The sequence below is a fragment of the Gorillibacterium terrae genome (genome assembly GCF_051594785.1).
GTDB lineage: Bacteria > Bacillota > Bacilli > Paenibacillales > NBRC-103111 > Gorillibacterium.
Genome location: NZ_JBPPGI010000002.1, coordinates 37958 through 58411, shown reverse-complemented (window position 1 = coordinate 58411; position 20454 = coordinate 37958). Strand labels below are relative to the sequence as shown.

The window sequence follows — 20454 nt, the reverse complement described above, 5'->3', positions numbered from 1 at the left end:
TCATAGTACGAAGAAACGGCATTGTCAAATGACATCCGCCTCCTAAAAGCATAAAAAACCGCCGGCGACCTGCCGGCGGTTTGGCTCCTTCTCCCTTATTCAATTCGCAGCGGCTGTCGGCGGCACCGGGCGGTCCAGCCGGTACAGGTTGCGGTAACGCTCCGACGTCCGCATCAGTTCGTCGTGGCTCCCCCGCATCGCCACACGGCCCTCCTCCAGGAAGAGGATTTCGTCCATGTCTTCGACGCCGACAAGGTGATGCGTGACCCAGATCAGCGACTTGCCGGACAGCTCGGTGAAGACCGTTGCCAGCAGCTCCCGTTCGGTGCGGGGATCGAGACCCACCGTCGGCTCGTCCAGGATGACGACAGGGTTGTTCTGCAGCAGCACGCGGGTCAACGCCACGCGCTGCCGTTCGCCTCCGGAGAAGCGCTGGCCGGTCTCCCGCATCGGTGTGTCCAGACCTTCCGGCAGCGCAGCAAGGAGCGGTTCCAGCCGGGCGTGGCGGGCCGCCTCGGCGATTTCCTCGTCGGAGGCGTTCTCCCGGCCGAGCCGGATGTTGTTGCGCACCGTCGTGTCGAACAGGTGTGGGCTCTGGTTCAGCACGGAGACGAGCCTCGCGATTCCGTCGCCGAAGGAAGCCGCCGGCGCGCCGGCAATCGTCACCGTGCCGGAGGACGGCACCAGCGCCCCCTGCATCAGCTTGAGCAGCGTTGACTTGCCGGCGCCGCTCCGGCCGATGAGGGCGACCCGCTTGCCCGGGGGCAGTTCCAGCGTGATGCCGGACAAAGCCTCTTCCTCTCCCGGGCCGGTTAGTTGGCGGTCCTCGGCATGGGTTTCATAAGCGAACGAGACGTTCTCGAAGCGAATCTCCACGCCGCGGCCCGAAGCGTGCAGCTCGTCCGCGAGCCGGACGGCTGCGGCCTCCGCTTCGACGGCGATACCGGATGCGCTGACCGGAGCGAGCCCGCCCGCTTCGATCTCGGCCAGCCGATCCGCCGAGCGGAGGTATTGGGGCAGCTTCTCCACCGCTTCGGAGACCGGCAGGAAGCCGTCCATCAGCGGGAACACGACCAGCGTGAACGCGGCGATCAGCGTCGCGGGCATGAGCCCGTCCGCGGCTCGGCCGCCCGCCCAGATCATGAGCGTGACGGCGCTCAGGCCGACGACGAAATTGCCGGCCAGGCTGCGCCAACGGGTAAACCGGCGCAACGACCGGTCGATCGCCGCCGCATCCGCCTCGTCGCGCTCGTAACGGGCGACGAAGTCCTTCGTGCGGCCGCTGATGACATAATCGCCGATGCCGAGCACGGCGTCGGTCAGCGTGCGATAGAGGCCGCCGCGGGCCTTCTGCATCTTGAGCTGCGCCGTCTTGGTCGCCTTGAGCGACGCGTAGGGGAGCACGGCGACCAGGAAGAACAGATAGAGGGCAATCAAGAGCGCGAACGGAACATCGAAGAATCCGAGCGCCGCCACGACAGCCGCATACAGGACCACCGCCACGGCTGCGGGAAACACGGTGCGCAGGTAAACGTTCTGAAGCTGCTCGATATCCTCGGCCAGGACGCCCAGCAGGTCGCCCGTCCCGAACCGGGAGCGGACGAACAGCGCCTGCGGCTCCAGCACGCGGTACAGCCGGACCCGCACCTTCGACAGCACCTTCAGCACGGCGTTGTGGCTGACCAGCCGCTCTACGTATTGCAGGACGGCCCGGCCGATGCTGAACGCGCGCACGCCGACGATCGGCACGTAGACGAGCAGGATGTTTTCCGGCGGAATCGAGGACTTGGAGATCAGGAAGCCCGAGGTGAACATCAGCATGGAGGCGGAAGCCACCGTCAGGATGGCGAGCAGGATGATGAGCGAGAAGCTGTAGGCGTTGCGCTTCAGATAGGGGCGAATCCAGCCCTCCGGTTTCATCCCGTCACCCTCCCCTCTTGAGCCTGGATCAGGCTATAATACACGCCGCGCCGGGCGAGCAGCTCCTCATGGGTGCCCGTCTCGGCGATTCGGCCCTTGTCGAGCACGAGAATCCGGTCCATGTCCGGCATCCAATGCAGCCGATGGGTTGCAAGGAATACTTTGCGCCCTTCGAAGAGCCGGAGCATGGTCTGTTTCAGTTCGTGCTCGGTCTCGATGTCGAGATGCGCCGTCGGCTCGTCGAGCAGCAGCACCGGCCGCCGGCTGAGAAACGCGCGGGCCAGCGCCACGCGCTGCTCCTGCCCGCCGCTCATCGCCCGGCCGCCGCCGCCGACTCTCTCGTTCAGCCCCTGCGGCAGGCGGGCGATCAGGGAGGCGAGACCGGCGGCGTTCGCCGCCGCCTCGACCTCGGCGTCCGTCGCCTCCGGCACATAGAAGCGGATGTTGTCCGCAAGGCTTCCCTCGAACAGATACGGCTGCTGGGGGATGTAGGTGATCTGATCCTTCCAGCCCTTCGCCGCTAGCGAGACGGGCTCGCCGTTCAGGGAAACCTGTCCGGAAACGACGGGCAGGAAGCCGCCCAGCGCATCGATCAGCGTCGTCTTCCCCGCTCCGCTCTCGCCGACGATGCCGACCTTAAGCGGGCCGTCTACCGCGAACGTCGCCTCCTCCAACGAAGCGTCGGCTTCCGACTCGTGCTTGACGGACAAGCCGCTCACCTCGAGGCGGTCGCCGGGGTCAAGGGGGACCGGCCCGGCCTGCGCACCGTCCGCATCGCCCGTGTCCTCGGGAAGCGCGAGGATCGACTCCATATCCGCCGCCGCCGTCTTCCCGTTCTGGGTCGCGTGGAAATCGGCGCCGACCATCCGCACCGGCAGGAAATATTCCGGAGCCAGAATCAATACGGTCAGCGCGGTCACGAGCGTCATATCGAGCTGAATCAGCCGCAGGCCGAGGTTGACGGCGACGATGGCGACGGACAGCATGGTGAAGAAGTCCAACGAGAACGAGGACAGGAACGCCACCCGCAGCGTCTTCATCGTCGCCGCCCGGTACTTGTCGCTCACCCGCCGGATGCTCGCCGCGTGGTCCTTGGAACGGCCGAGCACCTTCAGCGTCTCCAATCCGCGCAGGGAGTCGACGAAGTGGTTGGACAGCAGCCGATAGGAGGCGAGCTGGCTCTGCGTCTGCTTGCTCGCGGCCAGGCCGACGAGGATCAGGAAGATGACCAGAATCGGCATGGTCACCGTCAGGATCACGCCCGAACGCACGTCTCGGTAGTACACATACGCGAGGATCAGCCAGGGGGTGATGCCCATGCCCAGCATTCTGGGGAGGAACAGCTCCAGGTAAGCGCGGAACTGGGTGATTCCTTCCAGCACCAGGGTAACGAGTCCGCCGCTGCCCCGCTTGGCGGTGAATCGCGGGCCCAAGCGGAACAACTTGTCCATCAGCCGCCGGCGAAGATCGGCGGAGGTGGTCTCCGCGAACCGGTAGGCGACTTTTTGCTGCAGCAGCCCGAGGAGATGCCGGCCAACGAACGCGACAAGGAACAGCAGGCTTACGCCATACTGTTCCTTGACGGGGCTTCCGGCAAACAGCGCGGACAAGGCTTCCGCGAGCCACTTGGCCTGAAGGATAATGGCCGCGGTCTGGGCGAGCGTCAGAAGGCCGAGAAGCGCCATCACCGGCCGAATGCCTTTGTAGTTCATCAAGTCTTTTCCCATGCCGAGTCCGTCCTTAGTATTCCAGGTGGTGGTCTTCGTGGATCCGTTTATGGAAGATAAAGTAGCTCCAAATCGTATAGCCCAGCACGAAAGGCAGCAGGGTCAAAGCGACGATCGACATGACCTTGAGCGAGTACGGGTTCGATGCCGCATTGTGAATCGTCAGGCTGAACGCATTGTCGATCGAGCTGACCATCACCCGCGGGAACAGGCCGATGAACATCGCCGCCACCGTGAGGACAATCACGGTTCCGGTCATCCCGAATGCCCAGCCGTCCCGCTTCTTGATCATGAATAAGCCGGAGAGCAGGAAGGCCGCCACGGCGAGCAGCGATACGATCGTCATCGCCGCGCGGTGCTGCGTGAACAGATCGGTCTCGTAGACGGTCCACACGCCGAAGGCGATGACCAGCACGCCGACCGGAATCAGCAGCTTCTTGGCCAGGGAGCGGGCGCGGTCCTGCAGGGGATTGATCGTCCGGAGGCTGGCGAACATCAGGCCGTGCACCAGGCACAGGAGCGTGATCGTGACACCGCCGAGCAGGGTATACCCGTTAATGATGTCGCCGAACAGGCTGGCGCTCATTTCCATATCCTGCCCAATCGGCAGGCCCCTTATGATCGCCGAGAAGGCGACGCCGAACAAGAGCGGCGGCAGCAGGCTGCCGAGGAAGATGCACACGTCCCAAGTCTTGCGCCAGGCCGGGTTGTCGACCTTGTTGCGGAATTCGAAGCCGACCGCCCGCACGATGAGGGCGAGCAGCACGAACACGAGCGCGGTGTAGAAGCCGCTGAACATCGTGGCATACCAGTGCGGGAAGGCGGCGAACATCGCTCCGCCCGCCGTGATCAGCCATACTTCGTTGGCGTCCCAGAACGGGCCGATCGTATTGATCAGCACCCGTCGGTCGTTGTCGTTCTTCGCGATGATTTGGGTGGACATGCCGACCCCGAAATCGAAGCCTTCGAGAAAGAAAAAGCCGACGAACAGCACTGCGACGAGGATGAACCAAAGCTCATTAAGCGATATCATGTTACCCCTCCTTGCCCGTAAAGGAATCGTTGAACGGGTCCTGGGCCATCCGCTCGTCGGGCTTTTGATCAAACGGGCCCTTCTTGATGACCTTGACGAACAGGTACGCCGTGAGGATGCCGAGAATGGCGTAGATCGTCGTAAACGAGATGACCGAGAACAGCACCTGTCCGGCCGTTACGCTCGGCGAGACGCTGTCTTCCGTCCGCATGAGGCCGAATACCGTCCAGGGCTGACGGCCGATCTCCGTCATCACCCAGCCGGCGGTATTGGCGATGAAGGGCATCGAAATCGCGTATACGGCGGCCATTGAGAACCATTTGGGCGCGTTGTCCATTTTCTTTTTCCAGTGCAGATACAGGCCGTACGCGAACAGCAGGAAGCTGATGACGCCCGCCGCGATCATGATCCGGAAGCTCCAGAACGTGGTCCGCACGGGAGGAATGTAGTTGGCTTCGCCGTATTTTTGCGTATATTCCGCCTGCAGCTCGTTGATGCCCTTCACTTCTCCCGAGAACTTGCTGTAGGAGAGGAAGCTGAGCAGGCCGGGAATGTTGATTTCAAAATCGTTCTTCTTGCCTTCCGTATCGATCGCCGCGATGAGGTTCCAGCCGGCAGGGTCGCCGCTCTTGCCCCACTGCGCTTCGCTTGCGGCCATCTTCATCGGCTGGGTCTGAACGAGGTACTGGGCCTGGGCGTGCCCGGAGAAGGCGACGCCGAAGAAGCCGATCAGGCCGAGAATCCCGGCGATTTTGAAGGTGCCTTTAAACAGCTCCGCATCCTGCTTCTTCATCACCTTCCAGGCGCTGACGCCGAATACGAAGGCCGCACCGGTCAACAGAGCTCCGGAGAAGGTGTGCGGGAATTCGACCAAGAGCTGTCCGTTGGTCAGGAGCGCGAGGAAATCGTTCATCTCGGCGCGGCCGTTATTGATCGTATAGCCGACCGGATGCTGCATAAACGAGTTGGCAAGCAAAATCCAAAGCGCAGAGATCGTCGTGCCGATGAAGACGAGCCAGATGGTCAGCAAATGGACCTTCTTGCTCAGCTTATCCCAACTGAAGATCCAGATCCCGAGGAACGTGGATTCCAGGAAGAAAGCAAGCAACGCTTCAATGGCGAGCGGAGCGCCGAAGACGTCCCCGACAAACCGGGAGTAATCCGACCAGTTCATTCCAAACTGAAATTCCTGCAGGATCCCGGTGACAATGCCGACGGCAAAGTTGATCAGGAACAGCTTTCCCCAGAATTTGGCCAAGCTCTTATACGAGTCCTTGCCGGTTCTTACATACATCGTTTCCATGATGGCGACATACAAGGCCAGGCTGATGGATAGAGGTACGAAGAAAAAGTGGAAAATCGTGGTTGTCGCAAACTGCAGCCGCGACAGGAATACTACGTCCATCCTTGCCCCTTCTTTCATTGGTTTATCCTCATGTAGGCTTACTGTATCCCACGGGATTTTTCTTATATATGATATATATCACATGAATCCCGGACGGATCGAAATTAAAAAAGGCGATATTATGTCCAAACGATAAACATATTGTGAAAATCGACGCAAACAATAAGAATATTCAAATTTATTGGTTAATAATTCCTAATCTTAATTGTGAGAAAAATCCGCTGCTTGTCGGTTTATGACGAGTTATGCCATAGGTTGCCCCTTCACGTCCTCCCTTACCAATGGGCTTCTTCTGATTTCCCCGCCAATTCTTCCGGGTGCCGCCAACCCAAAAAACCCCTGTGCCGTATGGGAATACGGACACAGGGGCAATGGTCGGGACGGGGCAGACGTTTAGTCGGCCAGTTCGATCGTAAGCCGGAGGTTGCGCTCGCCGGCCGGAACGCGGATTCCTTCGGCGGTAAGCTCGGCGGAGGCACCGCTCACGGACGAGGCTTGCTCCATGCCGTGCAGGGAGATCGAGAACGGCTTTCCGCCGCCTTCGACGGTCACTTCGACGGTTTTTCCGTTGCGGACCGCACGGGCCGTAAGCTCGATCTCACCGGAGCGATTCCGGATCGACGCTTCCGCCGCCTTCCCGTCTTCCAGCGCGTAGAGACCCAGATCGGCGCCGTCGGCGTGATCGTAGTCGGGCCGGACTTCGTTCGCTCCGGTCGCCAGGATCGAGTTCGGCCGAACAAACAGCGGCAGGCTGAAGAAGTCGTAGGTTTCCTTGAACCAGCGGCCGCCCTGCACGGTCTTGCCGCTCAGGAGGTGCGTCCAGGTTCCTTCCGGCAGGTAGTATGTCACCCGGCCGGCTTCGTCGAAGACCGGAGCGACGAGCAGGTTCGATCCGAGCATATACTGCCGGTCCAACTGATCCGCGGTCGGGTCTTCCGGGAACTCGAGCAGCATCGCACGCATCGACGGGATTCCCTGCTCGTGGGCCGTTCCGGCCGTGTCGAACAGATACGGCATGAGGCGGCATTTCAGCTTGGTGAAGAAGCGGGTGACGTCGACGGCTTCGTCGTCGTAGACCCACGGAACCCGGTACGATTCGCTGCCGTGCAGGCGGCTGTGGCTGGACAAGAGGCCGAAGGCCAGCCAGCGCTTGAACACATGCGCCGGAGCTTTGTTCTCGAAGCCGCCGATGTCGTGGCTCCAGAAGCCGAAGCCGGACAGGCCGAGCGAGAGGCCGCCGCGCAGGCTTTCGGCCATCGATTCGTAGTTGGCGTAGCAGTCGCCGCCCCAGTGAATCGGGAACTGCTGGCCTCCGGCCGTAGCCGAGCGGGCGAACAGCGCCGCTTCGTTCTTGCCGAGCTTTTCCTCCAGCACTTCAAAGACGACCTTGTTGTACAGCTGGGTGTAGTAATTGTGCATCTTGAACGGATCGGAGCCGTCGAAGTAGACGACGTCGGTCGGAATCCGCTCGCCGAAGTCGGTCTTGAAGCAGTCGACGCCCATATCGACGAGGCCCCGCAGATAACCGGCGTACCAATCGCAGGCGTCCGGGTTGGTAAAGTCGACGAGCGCCATGCCCGCCTGCCACATGTCCCACTGCCAGACGTCGCCGTTCGGCTTTTTCACCAGATAGCCGCGCTCCATTCCTTCCTGGAACAGGCGGGAACGCTGGGCGATGTAGGGGTTGATCCAGACGCAGACCTTGAGACCCTTGTCATGGATGCGGGACAGCATGCCGACCGGATCGGGGAATACATCCTTATCCCACTCGAAGTCGGTCCAGTGATAGCCCTTCATCCAGAAGCAGTCGAAGTGGAATACGTGCAGCGGCAGGTCGCGCTCCGCCATCCCGTCGATAAAGGACATGACCGTCTCTTCGTCGTAGCTGGTCGTGAACGAGGTGGTCAGCCACAGGCCGAAGGTCCAGGCGGGCGGCAGTGCAGGCTTGCCGGTCAGGTCGGTGTATTTGACCAGCACATCCTTCGCGGTCGGGCCGTCAAACAGGAAGTATTCCAGCGATTCGCCTTCGACGCTGACTTGAACCTTTTTGACCTTTTCGGAGGCCACTTCGAGGGAGACCTTCTCCGGCTGGTTGATGAACACGCCGTATCCCTTGTTGGTCACATAGAACGGGATGTTCTTGTAGGCCTGCTCGGAGCTCGTGCCGCCGTCTTCGTTCCAGATGTCGACCGTCTGGCCGTTCTTGACAAAAGCGGTGAACCGCTCGCCGAGGCCGTAGACGTATTCGCCGACGCCCAGGTCGAGCTCTTCGCGCACATAGGCGCGGCCGTTCTCGGTGAGGTAGCCCATCGCTTTGAAGCCGCTGCCCGTCAGCCGCTCCCCGCCGCGGTAGAAGGCGACATCCCAAGGAATCGTCTTGGCGATGTGCACGCTGAGCGAGCCGCTGGTCATCACCTTGTGGGTATCGGTCTCCGTGATGACCGCGTGGCGGCCTGCCGCATCCTCCCTCAATTGGAAGACCGGGCCGCGCTCGCGGACGCCGAGGTTATGAATGATCTTGACGCCGATCACGCCGGGAGCGGGAGAACGGAATTCCACCGTCAGGAGCGGGGAGTTGAGCGTATCGCCGCGGTGACCGACCGGCCGGGGAGAGACGAATGCCGTCAAGATGCCGTCCCGTTCGGCAAAATCGACCGCTTGCACCGCGCCTTGAAGATCGACGCCGTCGCGAAGCATCCAATAGCCGTTGTTGAATTTCATGAGTGTTCCGCCTTTCTCTAGCAGATATGGGGGCTGAAAGCCTTTTCAACCCCTTATAGTTTGTATTATACTGATATCGAATGCGAACAACTAACATATCTATGCTTGTTTGTAACACGATATTGATGTTTCGAGGTGAACGCCATGGACCGCACCGCACGTCGGCTGCTGAAGGAAACCCGCGTCCACGGGAGCGACCGTTTTCCGCTCGCCGTCTATCAGTTCGACTATCCTGCCGGGCAGCATGTACTCGATACCCATTGGCATCCGGAGGCGGAATTTTTCCGGGTCACGGCCGGCGAGGTGCTGATCCAGGCCGATACGGAATTCTTCCCCGTCCGGGCGGGGGAGATGGTGTATTTCGACGGCGGCGACATCCAGGCCGGGTATGCGCTCGGCGATGCCGGCTGCAGCTTCGAAGCGATCGTGCTCGATCTCGGCTTCCTCGCCGGCGGAAGCTTCGACGCCGTCCAGGAGCAGGCTCTCTTGCCCCTGCTGCAGAAAAAGCGTACCTTTCCCCGCGTCCTCAGGCCCGACTCCGCCAGCGAGCGGCGGATGGTCGCCTGGATCGGGGAAGCCTGCCGGGCCGCCCGCTCGGAACAGCCGGGGTACGAGACCGCGGTGAAAGGCTACCTCTATCTGGCTCTGGCCGAGCTTCAGGCCAGCGGCCTCGGCACCGACCGCAGCGGCAGCGCCGGAGGCGCGGACAGCGTCAAGGTGGAGCGGTTGAAGAAGGTGATCGGGTATATCCAGGACAACTTCCACCGGCCCGTCCGCATCGAGGAGCTCGCTTCCCTCATCCCGATGAGCGAGGGGCAATTCTGCCGCTTCTTCAAAGCCATGACCGGCAAGACGCCGATCGAGTACGTCAACGCTTACCGGGTCCGCCAGGCGGCCGAGCTGATCCGCTCCACCGACCGCAAGCTGTCCGACATCGCCCTCGATACCGGCTTCGACAACCTGAGCTATTTCAGCAAGGTGTTCCGCCAGGAGACCGGCGACACGCCCTCGGGCTTCCGCAAAAAGAAGCCCTCCGCCTGAACGGGGAGCCTCCTCCTTATTCTGCCGATCACATCGCCGCCGCTTGCTTTTTCCGTCAATTCTCCGCAGCTCGCCATTCCGCCCGCTCCGGCGCGAGGCGGCCGTCCGTCAAGCGGTACGTCACGGCGAGAACGCCCGCCGTCTCGCGGGCGCCGTCCAAGCGGACGGTGCGCTCCGTCACCAACCGGGTTTGATCCGCAGTAAGCCGATACCCGGTGAGCTCGGTTTCGGAGACGGCCACCCGGATGCTTCCGGCCTTCTTCTCACCGCCGTACTTGGCGGTAAACTCGGCCGAAAGGGGCAGAGTCCCGCCCGCGGCAAGCCCGAGGAATCGGACGGTTCCCTGCGTATCGCCCGCATTCCAGTCAAGCGTTCCCCGCTGGATCTCCGCGCTGCTCCACAATACCCGCCAACCCTTCTCTTCCCATGCGCATACGTACAAATCCGGTTCAAGGCCTCTGATCGTCGAATAAGGGGAAACCACCAGCACAGCGGCGCGGCTCCCTGCGGAATCGCGCATCTCCAGCAGCTGCTGAGCTTTCACCGCCGCCGCCCCGGCTTCGTCTGCCAATCGCCGCGCCTGCCCCTCGTTGAACGGCTTCAGGGCGATCCGCTGTCCGGCTCCTTCCAGCACCAGGCTCCCGTTGTCCCGCAGCCGCAGCACGTCCTTTTTCCCATCTCCGGTGACGTCGAACTCCCCCTCGAACAGGACTTTCCCCTCATCCAGCCAATAGAACCGCCGGTCCGCCGGTCCGTCGAGCCGCAGCATCCCGAATATCGCCTGGGCATGGACGGGATCGGCGGCGAGATAGAGCCGGTTGTCGCCGTCCGCATGAGAGATCCCGCACTTCACCGTATACAGCAGCTCGCGGGAATCTCCGGGCCGCTTCAGCCGGTAATCGTACTGCTCCATGCTTTTAAACTGATCGTTGCACTCATAAGCGATATTGAAATCGGCAGGCATGGCCGTACGGAGCAACAGGTCCAGCTCATCGGCCGCTTGTCCGCGAACCGGATGCCAGCTTCCCCCGGGCTCCGCCAGCTGCAGCTCCGGTTCGTTTCCGTTCTCGTGTCCTTTGCCGCTTCCTATCCGGTCCGGTCCAGATGCGGCATTCGACGGCAGGAGGGCAATTGCGATGAGTAGGAACCCGCATACGGCGATCCGAAGCAGCCTGCCGATCCTTCCTTTCTCCACGACATCTCCTCCTTCTTCCTCTATTCATAGGACGTTTAGGATTCAGGAAAGGTTTGGAAACCCGGAACGGGAAGCGCTGCGGCATCTGGTTCTTCTTCCCGGGACAAGGGTAATAGAGAGCACATCCCAAAAGCCTAAGGAGGAGACCGCGATGCCAAGCAAAAAGAAAAGCCTCATGATGACGGCCCTCGGTATGGGCGTCACCTACCTCATGAACAACAAGGAAGCCCGCACGAAGGTAGTGAACGCCGCCAAGGCCGCCGCCGGGGCCTTATCGAATAATACCAAATCGAAGGTAAATTGACGGCCGCAGACCATGCGGTCAACCCAAAAAAGCATCGCCCCGTCTCCGGCGGCCCATCCGCAGGGAACGATGGCGATGCTTTTTTAATCCTGTCTTCGATAGGCTTTACAGGTCGAGATCCTTCAGCACTTCGCGCTTCTCGCCGGCTTCGAAGAGGGTCTCGATCAACCGCAGAACGCGGTACACTTCCTCGTTCTTGACGATCTGCGAGGAATGGCCGTTCAGCGTGGCGACAAAATTCTGATAGAAGGTTTGCGCGGGAGCCGGCGCCTTCTCGACCGGGAAGCGCAGCGTCGATTCCTCGGACGGCGGGGCCATCGTCTTGGTGAGCCCCTGTCCGGCTTGAATCGGCTTCGGCTCGACGCGGGCGACGTCGGGGTTGGACCGGACGACCTCCCCGTTCAGCTCCCAGTCGCGGATGACGACGGTCCCTTCCGTGCCTTTTACATACCAGCGAGGCAGGGTGACATAATTGGTCGTACCCACCTCGATCACCGCAATCAGCTCGTCCCGGAAACGGATATGCGCCGTAAAGCCGTCGTCGACTTCGGTGCCGAGAATGGTGCTGAACTCGGCTGCGACGCTGTCGATCTTGCTGTCCGTCAGGAGCAGGAGCTGGTCCAGCAGATGCACGCCCCAGTCGAGCAGCATTCCGCCGCCGTAAGCCTTCAGCTGGCGCCAGTCGCCGGGAATGCCGTTGGCGCCCTGCACGCGGGATTCAATGCGGAACACCTCGCCGATCTGCTTGGTTTCCGCGATGTGCTTAACGATCAGGAAATCCTCGTCCCATCGGCGGTTTTGGTGCACCGTAAAGATTTTGCCCGCCTGTTTGGCCGCCTCCACGATCTCCAGGAGATCGGCGCTGTGGATCGTCACCGGCTTCTCGCAGATGACATGCTTGCCCGCCTGCAAGGCCTTGATTGCGATTTCTTTATGCACATCGTTCGGCGTCGCCACCAACACGACATCTACGCTAACGTCGGCGAGCACGGCGTCCAGGCTCTCGTAAGACTTGAAGCCCGCGGCGGCGGCCAGCTCCATCCGGTAAGGCACGACGTCGTAAGCGCCCGTTACCTCAATTTGATCGACCGGTTCGATCAAGTGCGCATGATAGCTTCCCATGCCGCCGTATCCGACGATGGCGACACGATAGATCGTTTTATCCACCCGTACCTCTTCCCTTCGCTGGAATATCCGGTACTCATTTTAACACAAGCGCCGATTGCACCGATACGGCTAAAGTCCATAGAAACATGGCTAAAACGAAGAACAACCCACCGCTACTCAAAGCCTGAGTGGCACTGGGTTATTCTCCGCTCGGAACCTAATGAATATCCTTCTTCTTGAATCGCCCACCCATGACGTCGTGGATGTTGCCGATGGCGACGAAGGCGGTCGGGTCCTTCTCTTCGACAATCGATTTGAGCTTCGCTTCCTCCAATCGGGTGATGACGATGAAGATCACCTTTTTGTCATCGCCGGTAAAGGCGCCCTCGCCTTGCAGGAAGGTGACGCCGCGGCCGAGCCGGTAGGTGAGCGCTTCGCCGATTTCCTGGAACTTGTCGCTGATGATCCAGACCGATTTCGACTGGTCAATGCCCTCGATGGTGACATCGATCATCTTGAAGGCGATGAAGTACGCGATGAGCGAATACATGGCGCTGTTCCAGTTGAACACGAAGCCGGCGCTGCCGAGAATGAAGAAGTTGATGAACATGACGATCTCGCCCACCGAAAAGGGCGTCCGTTTGCTGACGAGGATGGCGACGATTTCCGAACCGTCGAGTGAGCCGCCCGCCCGGATGACCAATCCGACACCGACGCCCAGGCAGACGCCGCCGAAAACTGTAGCGAGCAGAGGAACGTCCGTGAGCGCGCGTACCGGATGCAAGAGTTCCGTACCGGCCGACATGACGACGACGGAGAAGAGAGTGGAGAAAGCGAAGGTTTTGCCGATTTGCTTGTAGCCGAGAAAGAGGAAGGGCAGATTGAGGACGAGCAAAAAGATGCCGATCGGAAGCCCGAACAAATGGCCGAGCATGATGGAAATCCCGGTGATCCCGCCGTCGATGATGTTGTTCGGCACGAGGAAAATTTCCAACCCGACCGAGAAAAGCAAGGACCCGAAGATCATGATAATCCCCCGGGACAGCAAGCGTGACGCGGTCATCCGGTTGTGCTGGATTTGAGCGATGGAGCCGTCTTGTGTCACATGAGCCAAAAAGAATCCCCCTTTATCCATCCGTATACTATAATTATATACTAAAGATTCGTAACCTTAATAGCAAAAATTCCGTCTCCGGGTTAACAAAGTTGCCATTGCATTGCGGCACCCGCGTTGTTATAGTGGAAATGTAAATAATTTTCTTGAAAATAGACTTTTTTATGAAAATAATTTTCGGGAAGTGATTCCGTTGAATTTGCTGAACGCGATCCGCGAGAAGGCACCCGCCCTCCACCCGCGCGAGCGGGAAATCGCCGCCTTCGTGCTGTCCCATCCGCAGGAAACGGTGCAGATGACCATCACCGAGCTGGCGGAGCGTTCGGGCGGAAGCACGGCGACGGTTTCGCGGTTCTGCCGGCTGTTCGTGGACGCCGGCTTCGGCGAGTTCAAGATGCAGCTTGCGGCCGACCTCCTGCAGTCGCCGCCGCTGAGCTATCAGGACATCGTCGCCGGCAATTCGCTGACGAGCATCGCCGCCGCGATCGAAGCCAACCACCTGCGCTCGATCGCCGACACCACCCGCTGCCTCGACCTGAAGGAGGTCGAGCGGGCCGTCGAAGCGCTGAACCGCGCCAGGCAGATCGACCTGTACGGTGTCGCCACCTCCGGGGTGGTCGCCCAGGACTTTTATCAGAAGCTGATCCGCATCGGCAAACGGGCCGTCATGTTCAGCGACTCCCACATGCAGCTTACCTCCGCTTCGGCTCTGACGAGCGAGGACGTGGCGCTGGCCATCTCGTACTCCGGCGAGACTCCGGAAACGGTGAAGGCGCTCCGCTCGGCGGCGGAAAGCGGAGCGACGGTCATCTCGCTGACCAAGTTCGGTCCGAATACGCTCGCTTCGCTCGCCTCCATCCGGCTCTGCACCTCGAACCTGGAGGCCGGGGTGCGGCGCGGCGACATGGCTTCCCGAATCGCTCAGCTGCATGTGCTGGATATCCTGTTTACGGCTATGCTCAGCTCAGGCTTTGAAGAGTATGTCCCAAGGCTGGAGCGCTCATTCCAGGTGATCAAAACCTATACCGGCAAGGAGGAACGCTGACATGAACGTCCATGTCTTCGATTCGAACGAGAAGCTGAACGAAGTCGGTGCCGGCATTATCACCGGCACCGTCCAGACCAAGCCGCGGGCCGTGCTCGGCCTCGCGACGGGCAGTACGCCCATCGGCATCTACGAGGAGGTGGTGAAGGAATACCGGCGCGGCCTCGTCAGCTTCAAGAAGGCCAGCACCTACAACCTCGACGAGTATGTCGGCCTGCCCCCGGGCCACCCCGAAAGCTACCTGGAATACATGAAGCACCACCTGTTCGATCACATCGACCTGCCGGCGGAATCGGCCCATATTCCCGACGGAGCGGCTCCCGATCCGCAGGCCGAGTGCCAGCGCTACGACGCCATGCTGGCCGATGCCGGCCATATCGATCTCCAACTGCTCGGACTCGGCCACAACGGCCATATCGGCTTCAACGAGCCGGATCATTCCCTGAACAGCGCCACGCACGTCGTCACGCTCCGCGAGGAGACGCGGATCGCCAATGCCCGCTTCTTCGGCTCGCTTGCCGAAGTTCCGACCCACGCGATCACGATGGGCGTCGGCGCCATCCTGAAGGCCAAGACCATTCTGCTCGTCGTGCGCGGAGCCGACAAGGCGGAGGTCGTCCACCGGGCGCTTACCGGGCCGATCAAGACCGAGCTGCCCGCCTCGCTGCTGCAGACCCACCCGTCGCTCGTCGTGCTGCTGGATTCCGAGGCGGGGAGGCTGTTCCGATGAGCGATTCCGGTATCGGGTCAAGCGGAGCTCTCCTGATCGAGCATGCCCGGGTGGTGACCCCGGAAGGCGTGCTCGAAGACGGCTCCGTCTTCGTGAAGGACGGGCGGATCGCCGGCGTGTGGGCCGGCCAATCGGCCGAAGCTAAGACCTGGACGGCGGAAGCGGCGGCCTTGCCCGAGCCTCAGCGGCTGGATGCCCGGGGAGGCTGGCTCGTGCCCGGCTTCGTCGACGTCCATGTCCACGGCGGCGGAGGCTATGATTTCATGGACGCCACGGAGGAGGCGTTCGATGCGATCACGGCCTTCCACGCCGCGAACGGGACGACGTCGATGCTGGCCACGACCGTGACCGGCTCGAAGGAATCGCAGGACCGGGTCCTCGCGGCGGTGCGCCGCTACCGGGAGCGGACGATGCCCTACGCGCAGCTTGCGGGAGTGCATCTCGAAGGGCCGTTCCTCAATCCGAAGATGAGGGGGGCGCAGAATCCCGAATTCATCGTTCCGCCCCGCGAGGACTGGCTGGCCGACTGGCTCGGCCGCTTCCCGGACGAGGTGAAAATTCAAACGCTCGCCCCCGAGAACGAAGGTGCGCTGCCTTACATCGGCCGGCTGGTCTCCGGCGGCGTCGTCGCGGCGGCGGGCCATACCGACGCCACGTACGGGCAGGTCGAAGCGGCGGCGGATGCGGGCCTCACGCATGCCGTTCACTGCTACAACGCCATGCGGGGGCTCCATCACCGCGAGCCGGGCACGCTCGGCGCGGTGATGACCGACGAGCGCATCATCGCCGAGGTCATCGCCGACGGCCATCACGTGCACGAGGCGGGCGTGCGGCTCCTGCTCGCGGCGAAGGGCGTCGATAAGGTGATCCTGGTCACCGACGCCATCTCCGCCTCCGGCCTGGGCGACGGCGATTACGAGCTCGGCGGGCTTCCGGTCGTCGTCCAGGGCGGCGTGGCCCGGCTGAAGGACGGCGGCGCCCTCGCGGGAAGCACGCTGACGATGATCGGCGCGTTTCGTTTCGCCGTCGAGCGGGCCGGCGCCAGCGTTGCGGAGGCGAGCCGGATGGCAAGCGGCAACCCGGCCCGGCAGATCGGCATCGACAGCCGGACCGGCTCGATCGAGCCCGGCAAGCAGGCCGATTTGCTGCTCCTGGGCAGCGGCCTGGCGCTGGAGCGGGTCTGGATTCAAGGACGGCCGCTAACCTGACAAGGCGAATAAGCCCCGAGAGTTCCGCCGGTCCTGGCGGCCTCTCGGGGCTTTTTTTGGCATCGGCCGCATCCGGACGCGGCGCTATCGGCAGGGCCGGCTCCCCCGCCGTTCCGGAGTTACCAGCCTACGCGAAGGATGACTCCCTTGGGGTCGCCGACCTCCAGGTAGGCGGCCTGTCCGTTCACATCGTCATAGGCGAAGCCGTAGGCCAGCTTGTCGATGGAATGCTCGTGCCAGAACTTCGCGTAATAGTTGGCCGGAGCTGCGTTGTAGTAACGCGAGACATTGTTCCAATCGCTCTCCGTGTAGACATGGCGGTTGATCGCCGCGCAGGTCGCGGCATTGGTCAGCGCTCCGTCGCAGCGCAGGATGTCCTGCGTGCTGTACCCCGAATACCCGGCGAAGTAATTGGCGTTCGCTCCGCCCGCTTTAAAGGACCCGTGGATCGGAGCGACGATGCGGTAAGGGGCTTGGTCGGTGGCAAGCGATTTGAACGCGGCGGGAACCTCGTTCTGGTATTTGGTGAAGAGGCCGGACCGCGTCTCCGATTCCAGTTCGCCGACCGTATGATCGTAATTGCCGGCCTTGTTGACCAAGCGATGCTGAATGGGGAAGCCGAAGCCGTCGACCCGCGTCGTGTTGCCGTGGTAGCCGTCTTTGTCGACGGTGAACTCGACGAAGTCGAAGTAGATATTCAGGTTCGGGTCGGAGGGGTTGTTGATGTCGGGCCCGGCGAAGCCGTCATCGTAGGTTTTGATGTAGAGCGGAGAACCGGCGCTGAGGAACAGCCGGCCGGAGGTGATCTTCGGCAGGCTCGCCCAGGAGGCGTCGCTGATCTTGTGATAGATGTTGGCGTAGTTGACGCCGTTCTTGGTGAGATGTCCGGCGGCATCGTTCAGGGCGTTCGAGATCGGCAGCAGGTTGCCGTTCAGATCCAGGTAGCACCATTTGCCGGTCGCCGGGTTTATGCCGATCACTCCCCAATAAATCTGGCTGTCGGCGTACACGCCGCCGGTGCCGTTCAGGATTTTGAGCGAGATCAGGCCGGTCGCCGGGTTCGGAATCGAGGAAGCGGCGATCGAATAGATCGAATTCGAGCCCGGCGTACCGGTGTTGCCGCCGCTCGCGGTATAGGTGAACCAGCCGGTATCATAGGCCGGGTTGCCGTTGTTGTAGGTGAAGGAATATGTGAGCTTGGCTCCGGACGAGACATTGGCCAACGTCTGCTCGTAGCGGGCTTTGCCGCTGTTGTAAGCCATGCGGATATTCTGCTGGCCGTCTGCGTTGAGCAGGTAGTGAACATCGACCCAGGACGTGGACACGTTCGATTTGAACCAGATCGTCGCCGTCGTTCCCGACAGGTCCACTCCCTGGGTGTAATCCGCCGCCGCGTGGGCCCTTAGTCCGAGCGGGGGCAGCGCGAGCAGCACCATCAGCAGCACGAGCAGAATGGCCTTCATCGTTTTCCCTTGCGCACGTTGTACCCGTTGCCCATTCCATGTACGCATATCATTTCGCCTCCTAGTGGATGTTCCTTGCTTCGATTACGGGTTTGTCTGGAACGCCTCGTAAGCAGGCCCTCTCCTTCCTTGCATCCGAACGTCGTCCCACCTCCCTTCTGCCGAATCGCTTGGATCGGGCTGATGGCAAGCGCGATGGTAACGCTTACAGCATGAGTATAGGACATCCTTTATTTGGAAAATACTCTCCGATTTTCGGATTTGGTGATGGAATTACAGGTTTTGGCAAAAACAAACCGCCGCTTGGCGATTTCTCGCTCAAGCGGCGGCAACTCTGCCGTTCTATTCTCTTAACGCGTCGCGCAGCCGGCTGGAGGCGTGATCGCCGTTTCCCCGGGTCGGCCTGGCCTGCCTCAGCTTCAGCAGCTCCTTGCGCAGCCGTTCATTCTCTTGTTCCAGCTCCTGAATCCGTTCCAGGGCTTCCTTCAGCGCGGAAGGTTCGGGGGATGAGGTCATTCGCGCCCATCCTTTCCTTGGCCATTCTCCGCCGCTCCGCCGCCCACGATCGCCTGAACGCGGCCCACCTGTCCGTCGGTCAGCCGGACCTTGATTCCGTGAGGATGCGTCGGCGAGTTGGTCAGCAGCTCCTTGACAAAGCCCCGGGTCAACCGCCCTGTCCGCTGATCGGCTTTCAGGACGATGTCTACCTCGAGCCCGGGGCGGACATCGCTTCGTTTACGCCCGTCCATCCGGCGTCCGCCTCCTTCTGTCGCGGCAGGCGCGAGAGGCGGCTGTTCCGCCGCCCGCGGCCTGCCGGAAAAATCTTATCGGCCCCGACGTCCGCCGGAGCTCGGCCGGCCACCGCCGCTTTTGCCGCCGCCGCTCTTGCCGCCGCCCGGCCGGCTTTTCCCGCCGCCTCGGGGACCGCCCGTCCGCGGTCCCTTCGGTCCGGTTCCTCCCGGCCCGGCGGAACGGCGGTCACCGCCGTTTGCCCCGGTACGGAAGCCGCCGCCGGCTCCATTCCGGGAACCGCCGCCCGCTTCCTTTCGGGGACCGCCGGTCCCCGAGCGCGAGCCCGCTTCCGAACGCGAGCCCGCCCCCGGGCCGCCGCTTCTCGCCGGACGTCCCGACTCCTGGCGGCGCGTCTCGCGGCGGCCGGATTCCCGGCTGTCCGCACTCCGCTCCCTGCCCGCGGAACGGGTCGAGCTGCGGCCGGCGGAACGGCCTCCCGCCGGAGCGCTCGCTCCGTCCATCCGCCGCTTCTCCAGCGTCATCTGGATGTCCCGCTCGATTGCGGCGAGCTTGTCCCGGTCGCGCGAGGTGACCAGGGTGATGGCCATCCCGGTCTGATTGGCGCGGCCGGTCCGCCCCGTGCGGTGGATGTAGCTCTCGCCGTCCAGGGGGATGTCGTAGTTGATGACGTGGGTCACGCCTTCGATGTCGAGGCCCCGTGCGGCTACGTCCGTCGCCACCAGCACCTGCAGCTTGGCATCGCGGAATCGCTTCATCACCTGCTCGCGCTTGGCCTGGGACAAATCGCCGTGCAGCTCGTCGGAATTATAGCCGTTCTGAATCAGCACCTCGTTCAGCTTCTTCGCCCGAATCTTCGTCCGGCAGAAGACGACGGCCAGGTAGGGCCGGTGCTGGGTGATGAGCTGCATAAGCGCCTGCTGCTTGCCGCGGTCGGTCGTCTCAATCGCGAGCTGCTTGATGCTGTCGAGGGTGATTTTCCGACCCCGGACGATGATATCCTCGGGCTGGAACATGTAACGCGTGGCCAGCTTGCGGACGTTATCCGGCATGGTGGCCGAGAACAGCAGGGTCTGCCGCATACCCGGCATCTGCCGGATGATCCCCTCGACCTCGGGCAGGAAGCCCATGTGCAGCATCTGGTCGGCCTCATCCAGCACCAGGATCGACAGCGTCGACAGCGACACGGTGCCCCGGCCGAGATGGTCGATAAGCCGCCCGGGGGTCGCCACGATCACCTGCGGCGCCGTCTTCAACTTGCGGATTTGCCCTTCCACATCCTGCCCGCCGTAAGCGGCGAGCACCGAAGCTCCCACTGCCGGAGCCAGCTTGCGGATCTCGTCGGTGATTTGGATGGCCAGCTCGCGCGTCGGAGTCAGGATGAGCGCTTGAACTTCCTCGCGCTGCGGTTCGACCTTCTCCAGGATCGGCAGGACGAAGGCCAGTGTCTTGCCCGTGCCGGTCTGGGCCTGTCCGATCACATCCTTGCCCGTCAGGATCAGCGGAATCGTCCGCTCCTGCACCGGAGTCGGCACCGCCACTCCGTTCTGTTGAAGCCTGCGCGCCAGAGCCGGGCGAATCCCAAGCTCGATAAAAGTATCTGCCATATCGTAATTTCCTCGTTTCTTCCGGTCTCTTCCTCGCTTCGCCCGAGGCCGGCTGTCGGTTTCCCGTGAGATCAGCGAAGCAGA

17 protein-coding genes are annotated in these 20454 nt (G+C 62.0%); 5 read left to right on the top strand and 12 right to left on the bottom strand.

The features are described from left to right. Positions 1-99 precede the first annotated feature (99 nt). The 5 genes from cydC to yicI form a co-directional block, all read right to left on the bottom strand. A complete protein-coding gene (gene cydC / locus ACSEXS_RS10455; RefSeq protein WP_438433172.1) occupies positions 100-1920 on the bottom strand; it encodes a thiol reductant ABC exporter subunit CydC in 1821 nt (606 codons plus the stop codon). Next, positions 1917-3647, bottom strand: coding sequence for a thiol reductant ABC exporter subunit CydD (cydD, locus tag ACSEXS_RS10450; RefSeq protein ID WP_438433171.1), 1731 nt, complete (start codon positions 3645-3647; stop codon positions 1917-1919). The genes cydC and cydD overlap by 4 nt, the downstream gene beginning before the upstream one ends. Positions 3648-3660: 13 nt before the next feature. Beyond that, a complete protein-coding gene (gene cydB / locus ACSEXS_RS10445) occupies positions 3661-4680 on the bottom strand; it encodes a cytochrome d ubiquinol oxidase subunit II (RefSeq protein ID WP_438433170.1) in 1020 nt (339 codons plus the stop codon). A gap of 1 nt (position 4681) precedes the next feature. Beyond that, on the bottom strand, positions 4682-6085 hold the full coding sequence (locus ACSEXS_RS10440; RefSeq protein ID WP_438433169.1) for a cytochrome ubiquinol oxidase subunit I: 1404 nt from the start codon (positions 6083-6085) through the stop codon (positions 4682-4684). Between the two features lie 393 nt (positions 6086-6478). Further along, positions 6479-8806: an alpha-xylosidase gene (yicI, locus tag ACSEXS_RS10435; protein WP_438433168.1), complete on the bottom strand. Its 2328-nt coding sequence runs from the start codon at positions 8804-8806 to the stop codon at positions 6479-6481. A 144-nt stretch (positions 8807-8950) separates the two neighbouring features. On the opposite strand from yicI, the gene ACSEXS_RS10430 reads away from it, so the two are divergent. Further along, on the top strand, positions 8951-9847 hold the full coding sequence (locus tag ACSEXS_RS10430) for an AraC family transcriptional regulator (RefSeq protein WP_438433167.1): 897 nt from the start codon (positions 8951-8953) through the stop codon (positions 9845-9847). A 55-nt stretch (positions 9848-9902) separates the two neighbouring features. Here ACSEXS_RS10430 and ACSEXS_RS10425 read toward each other — a convergent pair whose 3' ends face one another. After that, complete coding sequence (locus ACSEXS_RS10425) at positions 9903-11042, bottom strand: hypothetical protein (protein WP_438433166.1); 1140 nt, start codon at positions 11040-11042, stop codon at positions 9903-9905. Between the two features lie 151 nt (positions 11043-11193). Here ACSEXS_RS10425 and ACSEXS_RS10420 point away from each other — a divergent pair, with 151 nt between their 5' ends. Continuing rightward, entirely contained in the window at positions 11194-11346 is a 153-nt protein-coding gene (locus tag ACSEXS_RS10420; protein WP_438433165.1) for a hypothetical protein, read from the top strand. 105 nt (positions 11347-11451) lie between these two features. Here ACSEXS_RS10420 and ACSEXS_RS10415 read toward each other — a convergent pair whose 3' ends face one another. Further along, positions 11452-12513 (bottom strand): Gfo/Idh/MocA family protein, encoded by a 1062-nt coding sequence (locus ACSEXS_RS10415; protein ID WP_438433164.1) that lies wholly within the window; start codon positions 12511-12513, stop codon positions 11452-11454. 157 nt (positions 12514-12670) lie between these two features. Beyond that, complete coding sequence (locus ACSEXS_RS10410) at positions 12671-13516, bottom strand: YitT family protein (protein WP_438433581.1); 846 nt, start codon at positions 13514-13516, stop codon at positions 12671-12673. 244 nt (positions 13517-13760) lie between these two features. On the opposite strand from ACSEXS_RS10410, the gene ACSEXS_RS10405 reads away from it, so the two are divergent. Genes ACSEXS_RS10405 through nagA form a run of 3 tightly spaced genes read left to right on the top strand, consistent with a single transcriptional unit; the run spans position 13761 to position 16550 of the window. Next, positions 13761-14612 carry a MurR/RpiR family transcriptional regulator gene (locus tag ACSEXS_RS10405; protein WP_438433163.1) on the top strand — a complete coding sequence of 284 codons (852 nt, stop codon included), beginning with the start codon at positions 13761-13763 and terminating at the stop codon, positions 14610-14612. A 1-nt stretch (position 14613) separates the two neighbouring features. Beyond that, entirely contained in the window at positions 14614-15342 is a 729-nt protein-coding gene (nagB, locus tag ACSEXS_RS10400) for a glucosamine-6-phosphate deaminase (RefSeq protein ID WP_438433162.1), read from the top strand. Then, positions 15339-16550 carry an N-acetylglucosamine-6-phosphate deacetylase gene (gene nagA, locus ACSEXS_RS10395; RefSeq protein WP_438433161.1) on the top strand — a complete coding sequence of 404 codons (1212 nt, stop codon included), beginning with the start codon at positions 15339-15341 and terminating at the stop codon, positions 16548-16550. Before nagB ends, nagA begins: the two co-directional genes overlap by 4 nt. A gap of 119 nt (positions 16551-16669) precedes the next feature. On the opposite strand, the gene ACSEXS_RS10390 is transcribed toward nagA, so the two are convergent. The 4 genes from ACSEXS_RS10390 to ACSEXS_RS10375 form a co-directional block, all read right to left on the bottom strand. Then, entirely contained in the window at positions 16670-17986 is a 1317-nt protein-coding gene (locus ACSEXS_RS10390; RefSeq protein ID WP_438433580.1) for a glycoside hydrolase family 64 protein, read from the bottom strand. A 369-nt stretch (positions 17987-18355) separates the two neighbouring features. Then, the gene (locus ACSEXS_RS10385; RefSeq protein ID WP_438433160.1) at positions 18356-18529 is read right to left on the bottom strand and encodes a hypothetical protein; all 174 of its coding nucleotides are present in this window, start codon (positions 18527-18529) and stop codon (positions 18356-18358) included. Beyond that, complete coding sequence (locus ACSEXS_RS10380) at positions 18526-18762, bottom strand: YwbE family protein (protein WP_438433159.1); 237 nt, start codon at positions 18760-18762, stop codon at positions 18526-18528. Before ACSEXS_RS10380 ends, ACSEXS_RS10385 begins: the two co-directional genes overlap by 4 nt. 75 nt (positions 18763-18837) lie before the next feature. Then, positions 18838-20370: a DEAD/DEAH box helicase gene (locus ACSEXS_RS10375; protein ID WP_438433158.1), complete on the bottom strand. Its 1533-nt coding sequence runs from the start codon at positions 20368-20370 to the stop codon at positions 18838-18840. Positions 20371-20454: the final 84 nt, after the last annotated feature.

Coding starts and splice junctions, on each gene's coding strand:
- ACSEXS_RS10440 (WP_438433169.1), bottom strand. CDS start 6,085: ATGGACGTAGTATTCCTGTCGCGGCTGCAGTTTGCGACAACCACGATT.
- nagB (WP_438433162.1), top strand. CDS start 14,614: ATGAACGTCCATGTCTTCGATTCGAACGAGAAGCTGAACGAAGTCGGT.
- ACSEXS_RS10380 (WP_438433159.1), bottom strand. CDS start 18,762: ATGGACGGGCGTAAACGAAGCGATGTCCGCCCCGGGCTCGAGGTAGAC.
- ACSEXS_RS10420 (WP_438433165.1), top strand. CDS start 11,194: ATGCCAAGCAAAAAGAAAAGCCTCATGATGACGGCCCTCGGTATGGGC.
- cydD (WP_438433171.1), bottom strand. CDS start 3,647: ATGGGAAAAGACTTGATGAACTACAAAGGCATTCGGCCGGTGATGGCG.
- nagA (WP_438433161.1), top strand. CDS start 15,339: ATGAGCGATTCCGGTATCGGGTCAAGCGGAGCTCTCCTGATCGAGCAT.
- cydB (WP_438433170.1), bottom strand. CDS start 4,680: ATGATATCGCTTAATGAGCTTTGGTTCATCCTCGTCGCAGTGCTGTTC.
- yicI (WP_438433168.1), bottom strand. CDS start 8,806: ATGAAATTCAACAACGGCTATTGGATGCTTCGCGACGGCGTCGATCTT.
- ACSEXS_RS10430 (WP_438433167.1), top strand. CDS start 8,951: ATGGACCGCACCGCACGTCGGCTGCTGAAGGAAACCCGCGTCCACGGG.
- ACSEXS_RS10390 (WP_438433580.1), bottom strand. CDS start 17,986: ATGGTGCTGCTCGCGCTGCCCCCGCTCGGACTAAGGGCCCACGCGGCG.
- ACSEXS_RS10385 (WP_438433160.1), bottom strand. CDS start 18,529: ATGACCTCATCCCCCGAACCTTCCGCGCTGAAGGAAGCCCTGGAACGG.
- ACSEXS_RS10375 (WP_438433158.1), bottom strand. CDS start 20,370: ATGGCAGATACTTTTATCGAGCTTGGGATTCGCCCGGCTCTGGCGCGC.
- ACSEXS_RS10410 (WP_438433581.1), bottom strand. CDS start 13,516: ATGACCGCGTCACGCTTGCTGTCCCGGGGGATTATCATGATCTTCGGG.
- cydC (WP_438433172.1), bottom strand. CDS start 1,920: ATGAAACCGGAGGGCTGGATTCGCCCCTATCTGAAGCGCAACGCCTAC.